19 protein-coding genes and 1 tRNA gene are annotated in these 18,597 nt (G+C 48.1%); 8 read left to right on the forward strand and 12 right to left on the reverse strand.

The genetic code is table 11. From position 1 onward, the window contains the following. Positions 1–30 precede the first annotated feature (30 nt). From dxs to ABIK47_02385, 5 genes are all read right to left on the reverse strand, one after another. Positions 31–1,908: a 1-deoxy-D-xylulose-5-phosphate synthase gene (gene dxs / locus ABIK47_02365; GenBank protein ID MEO0019469.1), complete on the reverse strand. Its 1,878-nt coding sequence runs from the start codon at positions 1,906–1,908 to the stop codon at positions 31–33. Further along, positions 1,909–2,739: a polyprenyl synthetase family protein gene (locus tag ABIK47_02370; GenBank protein MEO0019470.1), complete on the reverse strand. Its 831-nt coding sequence runs from the start codon at positions 2,737–2,739 to the stop codon at positions 1,909–1,911. Beyond that, positions 2,736–3,605 carry a bifunctional 5,10-methylenetetrahydrofolate dehydrogenase/5,10-methenyltetrahydrofolate cyclohydrolase gene (locus ABIK47_02375; protein MEO0019471.1) on the reverse strand — a complete coding sequence of 290 codons (870 nt, stop codon included), beginning with the start codon at positions 3,603–3,605 and terminating at the stop codon, positions 2,736–2,738. The genes ABIK47_02370 and ABIK47_02375 overlap by 4 nt, the downstream gene beginning before the upstream one ends. Positions 3,606–3,780: 175 nt before the next feature. After that, positions 3,781–5,193 (reverse strand): Do family serine endopeptidase, encoded by a 1,413-nt coding sequence (locus tag ABIK47_02380; protein MEO0019472.1) that lies wholly within the window; start codon positions 5,191–5,193, stop codon positions 3,781–3,783. Between the two features lie 32 nt (positions 5,194–5,225). Then, a complete protein-coding gene (locus ABIK47_02385; GenBank protein ID MEO0019473.1) occupies positions 5,226–5,717 on the reverse strand; it encodes a hypothetical protein in 492 nt (163 codons plus the stop codon). A 575-nt stretch (positions 5,718–6,292) separates the two neighbouring features. On the opposite strand from ABIK47_02385, the gene ABIK47_02390 reads away from it, so the two are divergent. The 7 genes from ABIK47_02390 (at position 6,293) to ABIK47_02420 (ending at position 11,155) form a co-directional block, all read left to right on the forward strand. Continuing rightward, a tRNA-Val gene (locus ABIK47_02390) sits at positions 6,293–6,368 on the forward strand. Between the two features lie 27 nt (positions 6,369–6,395). Beyond that, on the forward strand, positions 6,396–7,124 hold the full coding sequence (locus ABIK47_02395) for a hypothetical protein (GenBank protein ID MEO0019474.1): 729 nt from the start codon (positions 6,396–6,398) through the stop codon (positions 7,122–7,124). Further along, positions 7,121–7,531 carry a ribonuclease HI family protein gene (locus ABIK47_02400; protein ID MEO0019475.1) on the forward strand — a complete coding sequence of 137 codons (411 nt, stop codon included), beginning with the start codon at positions 7,121–7,123 and terminating at the stop codon, positions 7,529–7,531. The genes ABIK47_02395 and ABIK47_02400 overlap by 4 nt, the downstream gene beginning before the upstream one ends. A gap of 33 nt (positions 7,532–7,564) precedes the next feature. Beyond that, positions 7,565–8,419: a lysophospholipid acyltransferase family protein gene (locus tag ABIK47_02405; protein ID MEO0019476.1), complete on the forward strand. Its 855-nt coding sequence runs from the start codon at positions 7,565–7,567 to the stop codon at positions 8,417–8,419. After that, positions 8,416–8,850, forward strand: a complete 435-nt coding sequence (dut, locus tag ABIK47_02410; protein ID MEO0019477.1) for a dUTP diphosphatase — start codon at positions 8,416–8,418, stop codon at positions 8,848–8,850. The genes ABIK47_02405 and dut overlap by 4 nt, the downstream gene beginning before the upstream one ends. Before the next feature lie 2 nt (positions 8,851–8,852). Further along, positions 8,853–9,986, forward strand: coding sequence for a glycosyltransferase family 4 protein (locus ABIK47_02415; protein MEO0019478.1), 1,134 nt, complete (start codon positions 8,853–8,855; stop codon positions 9,984–9,986). 59 nt (positions 9,987–10,045) lie between these two features. Then, positions 10,046–11,155 carry a glycosyltransferase family 4 protein gene (locus ABIK47_02420; GenBank protein ID MEO0019479.1) on the forward strand — a complete coding sequence of 370 codons (1,110 nt, stop codon included), beginning with the start codon at positions 10,046–10,048 and terminating at the stop codon, positions 11,153–11,155. Here ABIK47_02420 and rsmA read toward each other — a convergent pair. From rsmA to ABIK47_02455, 7 genes are all read right to left on the reverse strand, one after another. Continuing rightward, the gene (gene rsmA, locus ABIK47_02425; GenBank protein MEO0019480.1) at positions 11,120–11,917 is read right to left on the reverse strand and encodes a 16S rRNA (adenine(1518)-N(6)/adenine(1519)-N(6))-dimethyltransferase RsmA; all 798 of its coding nucleotides are present in this window, start codon (positions 11,915–11,917) and stop codon (positions 11,120–11,122) included. The two genes, ABIK47_02420 and rsmA, sit on opposite strands and share 36 nt — an antisense overlap. Before the next feature lie 11 nt (positions 11,918–11,928). After that, positions 11,929–12,729: a TatD family hydrolase gene (locus ABIK47_02430; protein MEO0019481.1), complete on the reverse strand. Its 801-nt coding sequence runs from the start codon at positions 12,727–12,729 to the stop codon at positions 11,929–11,931. A 2-nt stretch (positions 12,730–12,731) separates the two neighbouring features. Beyond that, complete coding sequence (metG, locus tag ABIK47_02435; protein ID MEO0019482.1) at positions 12,732–14,726, reverse strand: methionine--tRNA ligase; 1,995 nt, start codon at positions 14,724–14,726, stop codon at positions 12,732–12,734. 222 nt (positions 14,727–14,948) lie between these two features. Further along, complete coding sequence (locus ABIK47_02440) at positions 14,949–15,575, reverse strand: hypothetical protein (GenBank protein ID MEO0019483.1); 627 nt, start codon at positions 15,573–15,575, stop codon at positions 14,949–14,951. After that, positions 15,576–16,400: a hypothetical protein gene (locus ABIK47_02445; protein MEO0019484.1), complete on the reverse strand. Its 825-nt coding sequence runs from the start codon at positions 16,398–16,400 to the stop codon at positions 15,576–15,578. A gap of 3 nt (positions 16,401–16,403) precedes the next feature. Next, the gene (locus ABIK47_02450) at positions 16,404–17,108 is read right to left on the reverse strand and encodes a hypothetical protein (protein ID MEO0019485.1); all 705 of its coding nucleotides are present in this window, start codon (positions 17,106–17,108) and stop codon (positions 16,404–16,406) included. Positions 17,109–17,111: 3 nt separating this feature from the next. After that, complete coding sequence (locus ABIK47_02455; protein ID MEO0019486.1) at positions 17,112–18,239, reverse strand: fibronectin type III domain-containing protein; 1,128 nt, start codon at positions 18,237–18,239, stop codon at positions 17,112–17,114. 196 nt (positions 18,240–18,435) lie between these two features. Between ABIK47_02455 and ABIK47_02460 the strand changes: the two genes are divergently transcribed. Further along, positions 18,436–18,597, forward strand: a complete 162-nt coding sequence (locus ABIK47_02460) for a hypothetical protein (protein MEO0019487.1) — start codon at positions 18,436–18,438, stop codon at positions 18,595–18,597.

Genomic DNA, 18,597 nt, shown 5'->3' on the forward strand with positions numbered 1-18,597 from the left:
GTCTCTCCGATCGTCGGTATTGTGTTTCATCTATCCTTTTATTTGGAAGAAATCTAAAAAGACCTGGGAGAGATGCTCAGGGGTAAACCCCACTTCTTCGAGCAACACCTCTCTTGGGCCATGCTGGATGAATCGGTCTTGGAGACCGACCCGCATAAGTCGACAGGGTAGGTGCATTCGCTCAAGAAAAAGGCTCACGGCGTTCCCAAAGCCACCCAAAAGGGTATTTTCCTCAATCGTGATTAACCTATTTCTTATCGCGGTGAGTCGCAATATCAGTTTTTCATCAATTGGTTTGGCAAACCGCGCATCAGCGACCGCCAGTTGTAATCCTCGCTCTGCAACCAGTTGTGCTGCTGCCAGGGCAGTTGCTACCCCTGACCCAATCGCCAGTACTGCGCCGTCTTTTCCATCTCGCAACAACTCTCCCTGACCCAGTTCAACTGCTGCTCGCTCAGACGAAGAATCCGTTAGCCCTGAACCACCTCTGGGGTATCTTATTGCTACTGGACCGTCCTTATAGTCAACGGCAAATTCAAGCATCATCTTAAGGTCTATCTCATCACGAGGTGCGAGAACGGTCATCTCCGGGAGCATTATGAGATAACTGAGGTCATATGCCCCATGATGAGTGGGTCCGTCTTCCCCAACAAGACCTGCCCGGTCAATCGCAAATACAACCGGCAGTTTCTGAAGGCAAACATCCTGAAGCAGCTGGTCAAGTCCCCTGAGGAGAAAAGTGGAGTAGATTGCAACGACTGGTCTCAGTCCTGCCTGGGCTAGACCAGCAGCAAATGTTATGGCATGTTGTTCGCAGATACCGACATCAAAGAAGCGATGGGGAAATTTCTCCCGAAAAATCGCCAATCCAGTTCCAAGACACATTCCAGCGGTAATTGCCACAACGCGGCTGTCCCTTTTAGCAATTTCCACCATTTTTTCCCCGAAGTGTTGGGTAAATGTTGGACTCGCTGTAATCAAAGGCTCACCGGTGGCAATATCAAAAGGTCCTGTTGCATGGAAACGCTCAGGATAACGAACCGCGGGTAAATACCCTTCCCCCTTGCGGGTGACAACATGAACAAGAATCGGACCTTTTAAATGCTCTATTCGGCGAAATGTCTGAATCAATTCGGCAATATTGTGACCATTTATTGGACCTACGTAACGAAATCCAAGCTCTTCAAAAAGGAGACTTGGAACCATAAGGTTCTTTAACCCCTCTTCAAGTTTCCGTGCAGTGAGGCGCGCTCGATCGCTCAAATCGCGAGGGAGATGCCCTAAAAGTTGCCAGGCGTCTTCCTTAAGACGATTATAAATTCTACCGGTAATAATTCGATTAAGATAGTTAGCAATCGCACCACTGGAACGGGCAATGGACATTTCATTGTCATTAAGAACAACGATGAGGTCCTGCTTTAAGGCTCCCGCATGATTCAATGCCTCTAATGCCATCCCAGTCACAATCGAACCATCACCAATGACGGCTACTGTGCGTCTGTTATCCCCTCGGAGGCGATCACCCGTTACCAACCCCAGAGCGACAGATATTGAATTACCGGAATGACCGGTGTCAAAAACATCATATTCACTTTCAGAACGTTTGGGGAAACCTGCAATCCCGCCATACTGTCTTAGGGTAGAAAACCTTTCCCTTCTGCCCGTGATAATTTTATGTGCGTAACACTGATGTCCCACATCCCAAATAATCCTATCGGTCGGCGTTTTGAACACATAATGCAACGCAAGGGTCAGCTCCACTACACCAAGACTCGGGGCAAGATGCCCCCCAGTTTTGGCGGTGGTCTTGATTATTAACTCCCTTATTTCCTCCGCCAGTTTTTTTAAATCCTGAACCGTAAGCTTTCTGATGTCCGCCGGCGAATTTATTTGCTCAATAATTGCCATTTACCTTTTTCTATTGACTATATAAGTAGCGATTTCTGAAAAGAACCAAAATTTCCCTCCTAAAGCCGAAAACCCTTTTTGGGTATTTTGTGCAAGAATCTCCGCCTCTTCTCGAATTCGATTTATGCCTCTTGGTCTTTGGTCTTGCTTAAAATCAAGGATGTCATCTGTTATTTGAAAAAGAACGCCTAAACCAACACCCAGCCGATAAAGCCTTTTCTCAATTGCGGGCGCAACTCCAGCAATAACCGCACCTGTCAAAATTGAGACCCCTATCAATTCCGCAGTCTTTAGACGCGCAATGTGGAAATACTCCAATTCCGCTTTTTTCCCCTGCTCGCCTTTTGGCATGATATCGAGGACCTGTCCACCTGCCATTCCCTCAGCTCCGATTGCCTGAGAGATTAAAAGAATCACCCTGTTTTTCCGGTCCATAGGGGCTGGACTTAAAGCAAAAAGCTCGTAAGCCCTTGCCAATAGCGCATCGGCTGCTAAAATTGCCGTGCCTTCATCAAACCTCCTATGCAGGGAGAGCCTGCCGCGCCGAAAGTCGTCGTTATCCATACTGGGGAGGTCATCCTGAATCAGTGAAAAGTTGTGAATCATCTCAACGCCACAGCAAACCGGTATGATCCACGAGAAGTTTTTACCGCCACAGGCTTTAAAGGCCTCAAGAGCAAAAATCGGCCTCAACCGTTTACCTGGGCCAAGAACTGCATAGCGTATTGCCTGTTTCAAGCGAGATGGGACTCCTGGTCCAAATTTTAGGTAACGATTTAAGTGATAATTTATTAACCGCTTATCTTTAACAATAGTCTCTTGCAAATTCATAAAAGGGAAGCGTTTTTCTTTGTTGCCAGAACGGTATTTTTTAAGAGCATAGCAACCGTCATCGGACCAACGCCACCAGGAACGGGGGTAATTGCCTGAGCCTTGGGCGCGACACTATTAAAATCAACATCACCAACCACACCATGTTCGCTTCGGTTTATCCCGGCATCAACGACAACAACACCTTCACTTACCATATCACCTGTTATCAGAGATGGCCTACCTGCTGCAACAACAAGAACTTCTGCCTCCTTGGTGAAATGCGCCAAATTGGTGGTTTTACTGTGGCAAATCGTTACTGTGGCATCCCCCCTGGTCCCATGTAAAAGCAACAGGTTCGCCAGGGGTTTTCCTACAAGTTCCCCCCTGCCCACTATCACTATCCTCCTACCGGAAATAGGGATTGAATACCGCACCAACAGTTCAACAATACCTAAAGGGGTCGCTGGCACATAAAGAGGTCGACCGGCAACAAGCCGCCCCAAGTTGACTGGCGTCAACCCATCAACATCCTTGAAGGGGCTAATCATCCCAATCAGCTCCTCGCTCGGCAGATGAGAAGGTAAAGGCAACTGCAATATCTGTGCGTGGAAGGTCCTGTCTTCGTTAAGCTGATGAATAATTTCAGCCACCTGTTCTTTCGAAGCCGATTCTGGTAAATGGAAGGTTTTTACATCTATTCCCACTTCGGTACATGCCTTCTCCTTACTGGTAACATATAATAGCGAAGGTGGATGGTTACCTACAAGAATTATCCCCAACCGGGGATTTATACCGCTTGATTTTAAATTACTCACCTGTTCAGCCAACTCACTGCGGATGGTTTTTGCCACCCTTTTACCATTAAGGATAAGGGGATTATTCACCTTTTACCTCCCAAAGCAATAAAATCCCTTCTTTCCCTTTACGAGATACTTGCGACGGTCGCAAAATTATCTTTCGCTCACAAGGATGATTTGTCATTCAAAACGATAAATTATTCGGGAACGCCTCCTTTTTCGCACTGATAAATTTTGGCAGATAATCGATGGGAAGTCAACATTAACCACCTGGCTCAATAGCCACAAACATCGGCACACCATTACGTTTAAGATAAATAAGGAGTGGTTCTTTTGCTTCAGCAAACCTGCTGGCTGACTCCTGAAAATCTGCTTTGTTTTTGATATTTTTGTTCCCGACCTTGAGAATGATATCCCCAACCTGAATCCCGGCCTGGTCAGCAGGACTACCCGTTGCCACTCTTAGAACCTTTACCCCTCCACTGACATTGGCTTTCACCTGTTCTTCAGCCCCCAGGTCAGCAACCTCAACACCCAACCACCCTTTTCGCTTATCTTCCGAACCCGGTACCTGCGCCCGACTCTCCTCTGGAAATTCAGCAAGCACCACCCTTTTTGCGATTGTCCGTCCTTCCCGAACAATCTTCAGTTCCACCTCGGTCTGAGGTTTCATTCCTGCAATCCGGTTACGAAACTCCTCAACCCCTTTAACCGGCTCGCCATCAACCTCAACAATCACATCCCCGACCTGTAAACCCGCCTTTTCTGCTGGGGTATTGGCAAGAACCTCGCTGACCAGCACCCCGGTCCCCTCCTTCAGCTTCAAAGCCTCCCTGATTTTCTCCGTGACCTCCTGGGGCCTGATGCCAAGGTACCCCCTGATAACCTTTCCGTAAAGAATCAACTGTTCTGCTACCGACTTGACAAAACTGACCGGTACCGCAAATCCTATCCCAACATTTGCTCCCACCGGCGAACTCAGAGCCGTATTGACCCCAATCAACTCACCCCGAATGTTCACCAGAGGGCCGCCGGAATTTCCTGGATTGATTGCCGCATCGGTTTGGATAAAGTCCTGCCTGCTCGGTCCTTCAGGCAGTGGGATACCCGACCTTCCTAAGGCAGAAATCACACCCACCGTCACCGTCCCCTGCAGACCATAAGGGTTACCAATAGCAATCGCCCAATCACCAACTTTGATACTCTTTGGGTCAGCGTACCTGATTGGTTTCAGCCTTACCTTGGTTTTTATCTTGATGACCGCCAGGTCGGTTTGAGGATCGGTACCCACTACCTTAACATCATCACCCTTAAACTCGCTGCCGTCATTTAATTTGACAACGATGTTTTCGTAACCGGCAATCACATGATTGTTCGTAACAATATAACCGTCCTCGCTGATGATGACCCCGGAACCGAGGGAATGGAGATTTTGCTCTGGTATCGGCAGCTCCTTGAAAAAATCCTCAAACGGCCAGCCAAACCAAGGCAGCGAGGGCTGCTGCACCTGAATTTTCTTTTCGGCGGAGATGTTGACCACGCTCGGCAAAACCTGTTCAGCAACGGCAACAAAAGGGCTGGGCAAAGAATAAACACCCTCTTGAGACCTGCCGCCCGAGGAAAATACCAAAAGTGTAATAAGAATCGCGAGATTCCTCCTCTTCTCTGCACACATAAAACACCTCCTTCAGTTTTCAGCCAATCTCATCATTTTCCAAGCAATCGTTCCTTCATCGTAACAGGGATAACTCTATTTGCTTTGACTGGGGTTGAGCCAGAGGGCTCGGCGAGACCGATCAAACGGCTACCGACAGTCAGGGACAGAAGTTCAAGGAAATCAATCCCCTTCTGTTTCGCCGCTTTTGCCTGACGATAGAGATAACGCAGGCACCCATCCAGTTCCTTTGAGGAATAGCTCCCATTTCCCCCTCCCCTACCCTTTTCGTACTCCTCAACTATCGCCCTTAAGGCGTCGGTCGCCTCCTGAATATTGGGGTTAGGTGAGCGGAACTCGTAAATCACTCCTTTGGAATGGACGCGTCTGCTCTCAATCAAGTTGGCTAACGCTGTGACCGCCTCATCATTGCTGATTTTGTTTCTTTCCCTGACCATTATTAGTGTCAGCCGCAGGTTGTGAAGCACCTCAAACCAGGCGATTTCAAAATCAACATCACCGCTCAGTTTAACCAGTCTCGGCAATGCCAGCCGCCTCCTCTCTAATAAAAAATGACAATCATCTGGACAGGCTATTTTCCTATGCCGGCTCCGCCCGCAACACTGGGAACAAATCATACCACCCAACCCCGGACAAAAGCGATTGGGTTTGCGTTCGTTGCAACTCAAGCAGAATGCCTGCATACAACTTATTATACCCCAAACAATTTTCCAATCAAGGTATTTTTTCCCATCCACCCAACCCCTATTCCTCAACCCCACTTTCAAGAGCCTTCTCCAACGAGCGGTCAATCAGACTGAAAGGAAAAATTCAACTCGGGAACCGCCCTGATGACGAACCCCAGTTTAACATCCACCCTTAATACTGCCATAGGGGGAGCCCGGGGCATGCCCCCTCATGGTGATGCTGAATTGATTGTTATTATCTAAAACACTAATTTTCAAAAACTTAGAAAATTGCGACCCTGTCCAAATATTCTATCATTATATTTAGTGTAGGTATTTATTACTATCCTTACTCAACAAGTCGACGCTTCTTTTCTTGACAGGGGGGTAATAGTTAATATTATTAATTTAAGTTGAACTGTTCAAACACAATCGGGCGATTAGCTCAGTTTTGGTTAGAGCGCTTGCTTGACATGCAAGAGGTCACCTGTTCAAGTCAGGTATCGCCCATTCAAATGCCCCAATCAGGAACAAAGAGTGGAAGAGCATTTTATTAATCTGCGGGCATTGCAGGAGATTGATACTGAACTAAAAAATTTACAGGAGCGATTAGCAGACCTGCCCCGGCGGGTTGAGGAATTGAAAAAGGCAGTCACAAACGCTCAGGTTGAACTTGAGGTAAAGAAAAAGGCTCTACCCGAGCAGCGAAAAAGGTATAAACTTGCCGAGGTCGAATTGCACGCCACTGAAGAAAAAATCGCCACCTATTCGGTGCAACTTTATTCCGCAAAAACCAATGAGCAATACAAGGCATTCATCAAGGAGATTGAGACGCAGAAGAAACTGAAGGACGAGATCGAGGAAAAAATGATTGCCCTGATGGAGGAGATTGATAAACTGGAAAAGGAAATTAAGGAACTGGAAAAATCGGTTGCGGAAATCGAAAAGGAGACACAGAGCAAACTGCAGGTTCTTGAGGCGGAAAGGGAGGAGTTGGTAAAGGCAATCTCCGAGCGGGAAAAGCGCCGTGAGGATGTCGCCCGCCTTTTGCCACCCGATATTTTACGCCGTTACGAGCGCATCCGTGCCAGTAAAGGCGGTCTCGCAGTTGCCACGACCGAAAACGAACGGTGTAGCGGTTGCCTCAGCCCAATCCCACCCCAACGGATTTTGGAGATTGAGCGCCAGAACAGGCTTTACCTGTGTGAAGCCTGTGGCAGAATTTTACTTCCGGCACCAAACCCAAAACGCACTGCAAATAAGTGAACGGCAAGGAAACCTATCTCGTTCAAATTGACGGCTCATCCCGCTGCAACCCGGGTCCGGCGGGGATTGGCATCCGCATCATTGACCCGGAAGGAAATGTTGTCAAGGAAATCAGCCGCTTCATCGGCAAAAGGACCAACAATCAGGCTGAGTATGAGGCACTAATTACCGCCCTCAATGAGATCCGCCTCATCGGCAGGCACAATTATGTGATTCATACCGATTCCGAATTGCTTTACAATCAGCTCCAAGGTCGGTACAAGGTTCGCAATCAACAACTAAAGGAATTGCATGCCCAGGCAAAACGGTTGCTCTCTCTCCTCCCCAATGTGACTATTCGACTTGTGCCGCGCACAGAAAACCGTCTAAGCGACCGACTGGCGAAGTCGGCTTCCCACACCAGTTAACAGCGACCTGTGAAAAACAGGGACGGTTCAAATTTGGCTCTAACCTGGCTGATGCCTTTGGGCACCTTAATTCAGTTCATGCTGCCCCGCTGGGTGGTGGTAAGAATTGCCACATTTATAGGGGTAATTGTCTATCAATTTAACCACCGTCAGCGCAGGCGTTTGATGGAAAACTACTACCATATCCTTGGGAAAAACACGCCTGAAGAGGTAATAAAAAAGACCGCTCGTCGGGCTTTTAAAAATCTTTGTGTCTTTTATGCCGACCTCTTGAGGGTCCCGGTAATGAAAAAAAGGACCGCTCTGATTGGTGAATTTGACCGCAGAACAATCGACAGGGTTATGCAAGAAAAACGGGGGGTAATTCTTGTAACAGGACATCTGGGCAACTGGGACCTCGCCGGGGTATTTCTCTCCGCTTTGGCTTACCCGATTTCAGCGGTGGTTGAGCCCATTCCCCGTGGCTGGACCAAGACCTTTAACCGGTATCGCCGTGCCTGTGCAATGGAAACCATTCCGATTCCCGAAAGGGAGCGGATTAGGAGGGCGATAGAAAAGAAAAGGGTTTTGGCACTGGTTGCTGACCGAGACCTCACCGGCAGGGGGATTCTCTGCCCGGCATTTGATGCCCACCGCTCATTTCCCAAAGGACCCGCGGTTTACGCCTTGCGTTATAATGTCCCAATTGTAATTGGTTACTTTGTCAGACAGCAAAAGAAAAACCGCCCTCCCTATCTGGGGGTAATTGAAGCTCCGTTGGAATTCCATCCCACTGGTGATATGGATAACGACATCAAAAACCTTACGCTACTCATCGCCTCCCGGCTCAACGAACTTATTCGTCGCTATCCTGACCAGTGGTTGGTTTTTAATGCGAATTGGCAATGAGACAGGTCAAAATTCGGGTTTTGCGATTGAAAAAAAACATCCCCCTACCTTATAAGGCAACCAGTGATGCTGTGGGCTTCGACCTCTATGCCGCCGAGTCAAAGGCAATCAAGGCACACAGTTTTGGCGTAATTGGCACAGGTATCGCCATTGAATTACCATCGGGTATTGAAGCCCAGGTTCGTCCTCGTTCGGGGCTGGCTTTTCATCACGGCATCGGTGTCTTAAACAGCCCAGGCACAATTGACCCTGATTATCGCGGAGAAATCAAGGTAATCTTATTCAACATCTCTGATAAAGATTTCACCGTTAGGCAAGGAGAGCGAATCGCCCAAATTGTCTTTTCCCGGATAGTTTCAGTTAAATTTGAAGAGTCTAAGACCCTTTCCAAAACAAAACGAGGCGAAAGGGGGTTTGGTCACACAGGTTAAAAATGCGCATCCTTTTGGTTTCGGCATCCTATCGCCCTTTCCCTTCAGGGGTCAGTGAGCATGTCCATCATCTGGCAATGGAACTTCACCGCCGTGGTCATAAAGTCCATATTTTGACAACCAATTATCATCCCAAAACCAAATTAAACACCTCAACCTCAACCCCTTTCCCCATTGCTCGTATTGGCAAAGCCCTTATCCTCCCATCCAATCGTTCCCATTTCGTTCTCCCTGTGGGGCTAAAACTTCCCCTCCAGGTTAGGGAGTTCCTTTGCAAGAATCAATTTGACATTGTTCATTGTCACGGGGTTTTCCCCCCAGAAATTTCTTACTGGGCGATTCGCTATAGCTCTGCGCCCGTTGTGGTAACATTTCACACCTTAAGAAAACAACTCCCCATCTTTGTAAGAAAAGGCTTCCAAGCCCTTTTCCCTGACCTCAACCGTAAAATTAAAGTGAAAATTGCGGTCTCTCAAGCTGCCAAAAATTTTTTTCAAGCCTGGTTTTTAGGGGAGTATCATATTATCCCCAATGGCGTTGACCTCACCCGTTTCCGAACCAATCCCCACCCTGCCCATTGTCTTGAGAAAGATAAACCTTACATCTTGTATGTTGGTCGGCTTGACTGGCGCAAAGGGGTGTTAGTACTCATAAGATCACTTCCTTTTATCCTCAAATCACATCCTGAAGCAACCCTTGTTGTTGTTGGAACTGGCCCATTAGAATCAAAAGCGAAAAGACTTTGTATCCGATTGGGAATCGAAAAATCGGTTATCTTTACCGGCTATGTGCCTCCGGAGGAACTCCCAGGATATTATTCTGGATGCACTTTATATGTATCCCCAGCACTGAGCGGTGAGGCGATGGGAATCGTTCTTTTGGAGGCTATGGCTTCGGGAAAGCCGGTAATAGCATCTGCCATTTCCGGTTATAATGAAGTGGTTACCGATAAGGAAACCGCAATTCTTGTTCCTCCTGGAGACGCTCAGAGACTCGCCGAGGCTATAAATCAACTGTTAGACTCTCCTGAACTTTGCCAACACCTTATTCAAAAAGGATTGAGGCATGTCACTCGATTTGCTTGGCCGGTAATAGCCCAAGACATTGAGGCTCTCTACGAAAAGGCTTTATCGTGAAAAAAGACCCCTTGCATATCTGCCTTGTGTCTGCTGCTTATCGCCCCTACCCCTCAGGGGTGAGTGAACACGTCTACAATCTCGCAAAATCGCTTAAGGAACTTAATCAGGAGATAACCATCCTAACCACAAAATTCCCCCATTTTGAGCCGATGCAGAGTAAATCCCCAGAGCCGGCAAATGTCTATCGTTTTGGAAAAGCACTCCTTGTTCCGATGAACCTTTCCTATGCTACGCTACCTTTTGGAGTAAGACTACCTGCCCAGGTTGCCAATTTCTTCAAAACCCACCAGTTTGATATAGTTCACTGCCATGGACTTTTCTGGCCAGAGATCTCTTACTGGGCTTTGCGCTATAGCCGTGCAACCAATTTGATCACATTTCTTACCGCTGGGTTTAAAATTCATAAAAGGGGAGACAGGATATTTCGTTTCCTATTTCGCGACGAGATTAATAAAATCCACGGTAAAATCGCAATTTCTCGACGGGCGCAGGCAGCCATTGAGCCCTATTTGCCTGGGGAATACCGCATCATTCCCTCCGGTGTCGACCTAAGAAAGTTCCACCCCGAGGTTCAGCCGGTATTAAAAAAACGACCAAAAGAGAAGGTTGTTCTTTTTGTCGGTCGTCTGGACAAAAGGAAGGGATTGGAGGTCTTAATTCAGGCGCTGCCGCTGGTAAAAATGAGAGTAGCTGATGTGCGTTTGGTGGCCATCGGAAAAGGAGCGAGGGAAAGAGAGTGCCGACAATTGGTAAAGCGGCTCGGTCTGGAGGATGTGGTTGAGTTTATCGGCGGGGTAGACGCGGAGAGATTACCTGGATATTACCGTAGCGCTGATGTGTATTGTTCACCCGCTCTTGGCGGTGAAACTCAGGGTGTTGTTTTGCTGGAGGCGATGGCATGCGGTGTTCCTGTGGTCGCGTCAAAAATCCCTGGTTATGACGAAACCATCCGTGATAATATTGATGGAATCCTTTTCCCGCTGGGGGATATCAATGCGCTTGCGGATTGCATTGTCAAGGTTCTTACAGACGAAGAACTGAGAAACAGGCTGATTGCCAATGGTTTAAAAAGGGTCCGAGATTACGCCTGGCCCATTATCGCAAAAAAAACGCTTGATTATTATCAGGAGTTACTGGCTGTAAGGAAACAGGACATCTGCGATTAGCGCAAACTGATTCAGGGTAAGATCCTTGGCTCGGGCATCAAGGGGCAAATTTAACTGGACAAAAATATTTTTTAAAATCTCCTTGTTGATACCAAGATTCAATGCAATGTTGTTTATTAGCCTCTTGCGTGGTTGCGGGGTAAAAGCCGCATTAATCAATTTATAAAAAAATTCGGGGTGAGAAATTGCTACTGCCGGGCTGGGGCGTTTCATCAGGGTAAACGCGGTTGAAATTACCTTGGGGCTGGGTTTGAAGAATCTGGGAGGGATGTTAAACAGCCGCCTCCTTGTGCACAGGTATTCACACAAAACGGTTAAAACGCCACTTCCTTTTGTCCCTGCGGGAAGTAAAACCTTTTCCGCAAACTCTCGCTGTGCTGTTAGAACCGCCCTCTGCCAGTAACTGATGTTGTCTAACAACCTAAAAATAATCGGAGAGGAAATGTTATACGGCAGATTACCGATTATCTTCGCATCATTAAATTTATTCAGGTCAAATTTCAGAAAATCCTGATGCACAATTTTTAAATTAGGACTTTCTCCTATTTCTGCCTCAAGATAGCACACCAGCCGATAGTCGATTTCAACCGCAATCACATTATTGCATGCCCGAATCAACCGCTTGGTGAGAATCCCTTTGCCTGGTCCGATTTCGATTACCGTATCATCAGGCTTCAATTCCAGCGCCGCAATCAGAGCATCGGCTGTTGGTTCATGGATTAAAAAGGACTGCCCTAAGGATTTAATCGGTCTTATCGTCAATTTGCATGAAATCAGGTTATCTGCAAACAGCGATGAGCATTCTCTCTGGTAAGATCTGCCACCTCCGCAGGCGTGAAATTCAACGCTTGGGCAAGAAATTGCAGAGTTAACCGGATAAACGCCGGTTCATTCCTTTTCCCTGGTCCCCTTTCAGGTTCAGGTATCAAGTAAGGGGCATCGGTTTCGATAAGTATCCTGTCCTGAGGGACCGTCTTTGCAACTTCAATCAATCGTTTTTCACCATAGGTCAAACTCCCAGCAAATGAGATGTAAAAACCCTTCTCAACCGCCCACTCGGCAAACTTCCTGCCATCAGAAAAGCAGTGCAAAATGCCCTTAAAATAGCCATGCTCCTCAAGAATTGCCATTGCCGGTTGTGCTGCATCTCGGATATGAATCACCAAAGGCAGATTGAGCATCTTTGCCAGTTCAATCTGGGCGCGGAAAGCGGTTTCCTGATTCGCCTTTGTAGAGAATCCGCGAAAGAAATCAAGACCGGTCTCGCCAATCGCCTTAACCTGGGGTTCAATACACATATCCTTCAACGTCTGAATATCAAAACTACGAAACGAATCCGCCTCATGGGGGTGAATCCCTACCGCACAATAGGTGTTAGGGTACTTGCGACACAAGATGACATTCTCCTGGCTGTCAGGCACACTTGTGCTCACTGTCAAAATCTCCTTAACGCCCGCCTGATAAGCCCGTTTCATCACCGCATTCAAATCATTGGCAAACTGCCGGTCATTTAAGTGACAATGGGTGTCAAATATTTTTAAACCGTCCGGGTTAGCCGCACTCCTTCTCGGCATATTCAAGAAACTGGTGAGCCAGGGCTTACCGGCTTTTCCGGGCTTATCAAGACAACCTTTGCGCCATCAACCGCAGCCAAAAGCATCCCGTTTGATTCCACCCCGCGCAGTCTTGCCGGCTGAAGATTGGTAACCACCACAATCTCCTTTCCCAGTAACTCCTCAGGCTGATAGTTGTCACCGATACCAGCAACAATCTGCCGCTCCTCGTTCCCCAAATCAATCACCATCTTGATTAACTTCGCAGTTCCTAAAACCCGTTCCGCTGATTTTATTTTCGCCGTCCGCAACTCAATCTTCTTGAAATCATCAATCGTAATCATATGAGTCTCCTCCTTTTCCTGCTCTACCTTACCTAACCTTGCTCTTTCCTGAACTACGATTCTCTCATCAAGCTTCTCAAACAGAATCTCCACCTCCCCGAGTTCGCTGGGAAGAGCGGGATTGGCCACATCATCCCAACGCCTCTTATCCAAACCCAGCATTCTGCCTATCTTTTTACTCGTAAAAGGCAGAAACGGATATGAAAGCACCTCCAGTGCCGAAACCAGCCTAAGGCACACATTCATTGTCCGGTCGCAAGACCTTTTTTCCTCCCGAAACGAGCGCCAGGGCGCCTGATAATCAAAATAACGATTGCCCAAGGCGGCAAGGTTCATCAACTCCCTTGTCGCATCCTTGATTTGGAATGAATCAATCAGGGAGCCAATCTTTTTTGGTGCGGCAGTAATGGTCTTTAACACCTCAAGTGATTTCTCATCATCGGCAGTAGCATCCGGCACCTTGCCACGATAATATTTTTTGATAAAAACCGCCACCCGGTTAACGAAGTTGCCGAACACATCTGCCAGTTCATTGTTATTGCGGGCATGAAAATCTGCCCAGGTAAAATCAACATCCCGATTCTCAGGCAGATTCAGCGCCAGGCAGTAACGCAGCGGGTCTGGGGGAAACCGTTTAAGATAATCCGGCAGCCAGATTGCCCAGTTGCGCGATGTGGAAAGCTTCGCACCCTCAAGGTTCAAAAACTCATTTGCCGGAATCTCTGCCGGCAAGATATAATCACCGTGCGCCATCAGCATCGCCGGCCAGACAATCGCATGAAAAACAATATTGTCCTTGCCGATAAAATGTACCAGCCTTGTCCTTTGATCCAGCCAGTAATCCCGCCACCGCTCTGCATCACCTTGTTTCTCTGCCCATTCCCTTGTTGATGATATGTAACCAATCGGCGCATCAAACCAGACATACATCACCTTGCCCTTTGCCTCAGGAAGGGGCACCGGCACCCCCCAGGAAAGGTCCCTTGTTATCGGACGGTCAGCAAGACCCCTTTTGAACCAGCCCTCACAGAACCTTTTGACATTTGGCTTCCAGTTGTTCTTGGAATCAATCCACTCCCGCAACCTCTTTTCAAACTGGGAAAGGGTAAAAAACCAGTGGGTGCTCTCCTTCATCTCTGGTGTCGCACCGCAGGTCTTGCACTTGGGTTCAATCAGTTCAAAGGGCTCAAGCCAGCGCCCGCACGCCTCGCACTGGTCTCCCCTGGCACCAGGAGATGAGCAGTTTGGGCAAATTCCTTCAACATACCGGTCAGCAAGGAACATTCTACAATTTGGACAATAGAGCTGCTTGGTCGTCTTGGGGATTATGAACCCCTTCTGATAAACCTTCAGAAAGAACTCCTGCGCAGTCTGGTAATGAAGCGGCAAGGAGGTCCGGGAATAGTTATCAAACTCAATCCCGAACTGTTCAAACGAACTTTTGATTGAGGGGTGATAACGGTCAACAAGCTCCTTTGGACTTATCCCCTCCTTTTGCGCCGCAATCGTTATGGGCACGCCATGCTCATCAGAGCCACAGATGTATAAAACATCTGAGCCATTGAGCCGGTGATATTTTACATAGATATCAGCAGGGAGATAAGCACCGGCAAGGTGACCGAAGTGAATCTCACCATTGGCATAAGGCAGCGCACTTGTTACCAAAATCCTCACAGCACATAAGTATAGCCATCATAAGATAAAGTCAAGAATGTGAACATATAACTTTTTAATCCTTTTATCATCGCTCACTAAGGACACACACTTAAGATTGTGTCCAAAATCACCCGGGGATAATCACCTGCAAAAATTGTCATTTGGCTAACTTGCTAAAAATGCGCAGGATAAATCAATTTAACCTTAATGAGTTTTGTGTATTTTTATATAAACCTATCCTCAGCGGATGATTGGCAGCCAGTCATGAAAGAGAAAATAAAACCTGCCAATCAAAAGGGAGACACGCGCCATCACCGTGTAGCCAAACGATGCCCCAAAAGCAACCATAATAAAAACTATCCCGATTCTTGACAGGACACCCAAAAGACCCTTGTGCTCCTTTGAGAAGTAGAAGTAGGTAAGGGTGGTAATCACACCGATATAAATCACCGCATTGTTCAGGTTAATCAAGGGTCTTAATGTGTCTGATATCTGGGGCAAGAGATAGCCCTGAACCGATGCGATGAGACCAAGACCAGCACCGATGCCGATGGTAAATGAGATTGGCCAGCGGGAGAGCCAGACCAGTTTCGGAATTGAGCGCAGAAGCATCATGATGCCCAAGAGCGCGGGCAGAATCAAAATATATGCCTCAAGGTAGTTGCGCGCGCTCAGGTTGGTTCTGAAGGTGTCAACAAGCATCGGATAGACATCAAAAGCCCAGGCATAGATAACGGCAAAGCCCGCCGAGATGCCCACATAGATGTGTTCGGCAGCACGGTAAAGCGGGTTGTCCTTGTATAAAAATGAGAGGATGGCGATTGTCAGGGTGGCGGCAATCCAGGTGCCGATGATGTCAAGAATCATCTACTTCCTGCCCCTTCTGCGCGCGATGATAAACCCGAGGTTACCAAGGATTAAAAGGATGATTAAAAGTGCGTGTGCGGTTGACTGTGCCGGCATACCCAATGTTGCCGCCCCGGGCCTTTCCACCAGTGCCTCATATTCAGATGCACCCTGCAGACCGCCGATGATGCCCTCAATCTGATGCGCGCTGTAATACTGAAACATCCCCGGCGCGTTGACACCGGTGCAGCCAACAATTATCTTTTGATTAAATCGGGCACCGGCATACATAATCCAGGCATCGGCAACCGCGCCATGTGCCAGACTGACCAAAAGGTCAATGTCGTGATAGTTGTGTACCCGGCGCATAAACTCAAAAGAGTCCAAGGGCACCCCCCGATAGTCGGTCTTGAAAAAGTCCCGAATCTCCCTGCCGATACCGACCATCATTGCGGTAAAACCGGGACGGTAACCGATATTGACATAATCCTTACCATAAACCTTGCCGTATTCCGGTGCCACCTGATTTAAGGCGATCTCGCCAATGGGCAAACCGAGCGCCAGCTGACCGGTCAGGATAACCTTTAAATTTCTCTTAAAGCAGTGGCGCAGAATCGCAATCAGCATCGGCTGCACCTCAGGTGCCGATGAGGGGTCAAAGTCAATGGAAATCATCACCACCGAGTTCTCGGGCAGAGATTCAACCGCATTAAAGGCGTTCCGCACCGGCTCGGAAACCCTCACAGAAATCTTCGGCTTGACAATCAAAGGCAAAAGCACCACCAGGGCAAGGAGAAGGTAGAGAATCCTGCGGTCAATTGCTGAGATTCTTTCCCAGAAATTCATAATCTATGATGAGAGATAGGTTCGCTCAATTCCTAAGATGATGCGCAATGACATCGCAATCCCACCTAAGGCGAGACCGATGCCAATCCCCCTGCCTGCGGCCGCCTGCGGAATCGCCATCAGCCAGTCCTTTATCAGAGCAAAAAGTTCCACCCTTTTCAGCGCATCAGGGTCGGTTTTAGGGAAGATTAGGTGGATGAACTGGCTAATTCCCTGCCAGATGGAACTACCCAAAGGCACATTGCCCAGCATCACCAGGCAGGCGGCAATCAACAGCAGACTCGCACCAAGGTTACGAATCCGAAACGCCCGATACGCCGCGGAGAAGATGAAAAAGGCAAGGGTGGCAAACATCGTCGCCTGCAAAGGGATAATCATATACTTGTAAAGCCACATAAACGGCGCGCGCAGGGCAAAGGGGCTCGCAAACCTGACCCAGGAGTAAAGACCAAGACCGAGGGTGGCAAATAGGCTCAAAACCAGAAGCAGGCTGTAAAACCAGCCCTTTTCCTTACGGATGACCTTTAAGAGATGATGCCTAGTCAAGGAGTCAAGACCCAAAAGGAATGTGAAACCGGAGATGATGGCATACCAGTTGAGGAAGCGGGACTCAAGGTCGCCAAAGGGCTTGTGCGGAATAAAGAAGGCGACGATGAGTAAAAGCGCTGTAAAGAGGACAATCAAAAGCGGGATGTTGCGTTTAAGCATAGTTTAGGTTGGCGGTGTGAACCAGTTGACAATTGCGGTAAAAACCCGCTCAAACACCGGGATTTTTGCCCCGGCTGTGCCCAAAAGGACAAATGCGGTGATGAGGACAATCAGGACGAGTTTGATGAAGTCCTCACCCTTGATTGTGCCCAGCATCACCGGCTCGGGCTTGAGATAGCAGGAGGCGGCATAGATTTCCTCACCAATCATCGTATAGTCACACGCAGCAACAAAGAAGGGCAACTGGGTCGTCTCGGTAGTGCCGGCAAGCTGGATTGCGCCGGTTGTATGACCGGTCTCTGCCATAATCAGCGATTCGGCATAGAAATATCCCAGCCAGAAGATTGCCCCGGGCTTTTCCCGAAGGATGATGCCATCAACACCAGCCGCATAGCCGAACTGGTCTGATGTCAGAAAAGAGATGTTGTCCTGGTTGTAAAGGTCGGGTCTGCCCGCCTCGGTATATGCCTCTTTCACCGTCTCCTGGGCTGCGGTCATCACAATCGGGTCGGAATTGGGAACAATCAGCCTGACCGCATATTCGGCAGCCTTGCGCGCAATCCGGCGCAGAAGCGGCAGGGCGGCAATCACCACCATATCGGTAATATACCCAAGACCAAAACTGAATAGAATCGGCTTACCCATCTCGGTTGCCCTGCCCAGAGCGTCATCAATCGCATCCAGACCGCTGATTTTGCGGATGAACATCATTTTCCCTCTCCGCGCCAACAGGATGTAATAGATAAAGATGGCGCTGATAAAGATGGTAAGAATCAAGACATTTACCCTGCCGGTGTTGAACCACTGAGCCTGAGGCACAACTGGACCAGAAACCGGCGAATCGGCAGAGTCAGAAAGGGAATAGGCACGGACAAAATAGTAATATTCTTTGCCATTCCGCAAAAGGGAGTCGGTATCAAGATAGTCATTCTTGGTTAAGAGTTCGCTTGTGATAGGGGCAAAATCTTTATCAGGTTCATCCGAGCGAAAAAGCCGATAGCCCAGAACCGATTTAGGTTGGGGATGGCTCCAGGTGATAACAACCGCCTGCCCCTGGTCATTGGGATTATCCCTGACAATCACCGACTCCGGCGGCGCAATTGAGAAAAGCCAGAAAATCAGACCACTCATTATCCAACTAATAACCTTGAGGATACCAGAAGACCTAGCCCTGTCAAATTATATATTCTGCGACTAAAACCTATTCCAGATAAATTGTACAAAATGGGTTAGATTCTATTTGGCAGGTGATGCCGTTTTGTGCCGGCTGGGGTCTGAAATCTGACCTGAGATCACTGGTTATAAAGATTTCTCCGCTGCGGTCGAAATGACAGAAAGAAAGGTCAGAATGAACGGCTTAATCTGTTTGCCTTTCTGCCTGCACAAGACCGAAGACCGGAGACCGAGGACCGGGGGCATCCCACTTTTGATACTTGCAATCTATCACCATCCCTGTGTTAAAGCAGGGGAAAAAGGCAGGGCGAGATAG

Source organism: candidate division WOR-3 bacterium (genome assembly GCA_039801245.1).
Taxonomy (GTDB): domain Bacteria; phylum Hydrothermota; class Tepidihabitantia; order Tepidihabitantales; family Tepidihabitantaceae; genus JAOABP01.